General features: G+C 70.6%; 3 protein-coding genes. All 3 read left to right on the plus strand.

Annotation, left to right across the window (positions count from 1 at the left end; genetic code table 11):
* Positions 1-667 (plus strand): helix-turn-helix domain-containing protein (locus J0695_RS39995; protein ID WP_206969724.1); only part of this gene is annotated, 667 nt, incomplete at its 5' end.
* An 11-nt stretch (positions 668-678) separates the two neighbouring features.
* Positions 679-981, plus strand: coding sequence for a chorismate mutase (locus J0695_RS40000; protein WP_206969725.1), 303 nt, complete (start codon positions 679-681; stop codon positions 979-981).
* Between the two features lie 49 nt (positions 982-1030).
* Positions 1031-2919: aminopeptidase N (gene pepN / locus J0695_RS40005; RefSeq protein WP_206969726.1), on the plus strand; the 1889-nt coding region annotated here is incomplete at its 3' end.

Raw genomic sequence — 2919 nt, forward strand, 5'->3', positions numbered from 1 at the left:
CCCCGGAACCGCCCACCACTACGGGCCCGCCCCCGACACCGGCTGGGACGAGTCCTTCGTCGACTTCACCGGGCCCGCCACCACCACGTACACCGAACTCGGCTACATCGAACCCGACCGCCCCGTCGTCCCCCTCTCCGACGCGGCAGGCCCCCGCGCCGCCATCGGACGCATCGCCCGCGCCGCACGCCGCGGCAACCCCCTCCTCGAAGTCGAGACCGGCGCCGCCGTCCATGAACTCCTCGTCGCACTGCGCCGCGCCCGCGCCGACACCGGACCCGACGGCGACCCCGTACTCAAAGCCCTGGCCCGCGACGCCTTCCAGCCGCTGTCCGTCGCCGAACACGCCGCCCGCCACTCCATGACCCCCACCGAACTGCGCACCGCCGTGCGCAGGGGCGCCGGATGCAGCCCCAAGGACTACCTCCTCGGCATCAGACTCGGCCGTGCCAAAGAACTCCTCGCCGCCACCGAACTCCCCGTCGCCGCCGTCGCCCGCCGCGTCGGATACGACGACCCCGCCTACTTCTCACGCCTGTTCACCCGGCGCGTCGGCACCGCCCCCATCCGCTTCCGCGAACAGCAGGGACGCACCGTGCCCGGCGGCTGGAGCAACCAGATCCCGGATCCTGAACACCCTCCGACGATCGCGACCCGCGCCACGTAAGCTCCCTGACCATGACCGAGATCGACCCGGCCGTCCAGGACGAGCTGAACCGCCTCCGCGGATCCATCGACAACATCGACGCGGCAGTCGTCCATATGCTTGCCGAGCGCTTCAAATGCACCCAGCAGGTCGGTGTACTGAAAGCCAAGCACCAGCTGCCGCCCGCCGACCCGGCCCGCGAGGCCCGCCAGATCGAGCGGCTGCGCGAACTCGCCGAGAACGCACGCCTCGACCCGGCATTCGCGGAGAAACTGCTCAATTTCATCATCGCCGAGGTGATCCGCCACCACGAGACGATCGCCCAGTCCGGCTGATCGGCGCCGCACCCTGCGCCATGTCAGTGGCGTACGGCACCATGGGCGCATGTCCGTACTGACGCGCGACGAAGCGCAGACCCGTGCCCGGCTCCTCGATGTCCAGCGGTACACGATCGAACTCGATCTGACCCAGGGCGACGACACCTTCGACTCCCGCACCCTCATCGCCTTCACGGCACGCGAGGCCGGGGACACCTTCGTCGAGATCAAGCCGGCCGCCCTGCGCTCCGTCACCCTCGACGGACAGCCCCTCGACCCCGAATCCCTCACCGATGACCGGCTCGCGCTGACCGGCCTCACCGAGGGCCCGCACGAGCTGCACATCGACGCCTCCATGCGCTACTCCCGTACGGGCGAGGGCATGCACCGCTTCACCGACCCCACCGACGGCGAGACGTACGTCTACACCCAGCTCTTCATGGACGACGTGCAGCGCACCTTCGCCGCCTTCGACCAGCCCGACCTCAAGTCCGTCTTCGAACTGACCGTCACCGCCCCCGACGGCTGGAGCGTCCTCGCCAACGGGATCACCGAACAGCAGCCCGACGGCAGCTGGAAGGCCGCCGCGACACCCCTGATCTCCACGTACCTGGTCGCCGTCGCCGCGGGCCCCTGGCACTCGGTGCGCACCGAGCACGCCTCGATCCCCTTCGGGATCCACTGCCGCCGCTCGCTCGCCCCCTACCTGGACGCCGACGCGGACGAGATCCTCGACATCACGCGCGCCTGCTTCGACCGGTTCCACGAGAAGTTCGACGAGCCCTACCCCTTCGACTCCTACGACCAGGCCTTCGTCCCCGAATTCAACGCCGGCGCCATGGAGAACCCCGGCCTGGTCACCTTCCGCGACGAATTCATCTACCGCTCCGCCGTCACCGACACCGAGCGCCAGACCCGCGGCATGGTCATCGCCCACGAGATGGCCCACATGTGGTTCGGCGACCTCGTCACCCTCCAGTGGTGGGACGACATCTGGCTGAACGAGTCCTTCGCCGAGTACATGGGCTACCAGACCCTCGCCGAAGCCACCCGCTTCACCGACACCTGGGTCGACTTCGCCGTCGCCCGCAAGGGCTGGGGATACGACGCCGACCAGCGCCCCTCCACCCACCCCGTCGCCCCCGACCCGGAAGCCGTCCCCGACACCGCCTCCGCACTCCTCAACTTCGACGGCATCTCGTACGCCAAGGGCGCATCGGCCCTGCGCCAACTCGTCGCCTGGCTCGGCGAGAAGGACTTCCTGGCGGGCATCAACACCCACTTCGCCCGCCACCGCTTCGCCAACGCCACCCTCGCCGACTTCATCGAATCACTCGCATCGGCGACCGACCGCGACGTCCACACCTGGGCCGCACAGTGGCTGGGCACGACCGGCGTCGACACGCTGGTGCCCGAAGTCACCGAGAGCGCCGGCAACTGGAGCCTGGACATCGGCCACGGCACTGCGCAGACGGCCCCCGTCGCCCCCGGTGTCCCCAGCGCTGCCCGCCGGCCGCACCACCTCGTCGTCGGCCTGTACGACCACGACCCGGCCGACCCCGAGCGCCTGGTCCTCCGCGACCGCCTCGAAGCGGACCTCCCCGCCGACGAGAGCGTCACCCTCGGCTCCGCGGGCCCCCGCCCCGCCCTCGTCCTCCTCAACGACGGCGACCTCACCTACGCCAAGGTCCGTCTCGACCCCGTCTCCTGGGACGCCGCCCTGCGGTCCCTCTCCAGCATCCCCGACGCCCTCACCCGCGCCGTCTTCTGGAACGCGGCCCGCGACATGGTCCGCGACGGCGAACTGGCGCCCACCGCCTACCTGGACGCCGCCCGCGCCCACCTCCCGCGCGAATCGGACCTCGCCATCACCCAGGGCGTCCTCACCTTCGCCGCCACCCAGATCGCCGACCGCTACCTGGCACCCGCCGACCGCCCGGCAGCCCTCGCCACCCT

The organism is Streptomyces beijiangensis, from assembly GCF_017315755.1.
Classification (GTDB): domain Bacteria; phylum Actinomycetota; class Actinomycetes; order Streptomycetales; family Streptomycetaceae; genus Streptomyces; species Streptomyces beijiangensis.

Bases quoted from the DNA above. Each gene is read 5' to 3' on its own strand.
- J0695_RS40000 (WP_206969725.1), top strand. From the start codon at position 679: ATGACCGAGATCGACCCGGCCGTCCAGGACGAGCTGAACCGCCTCCGC.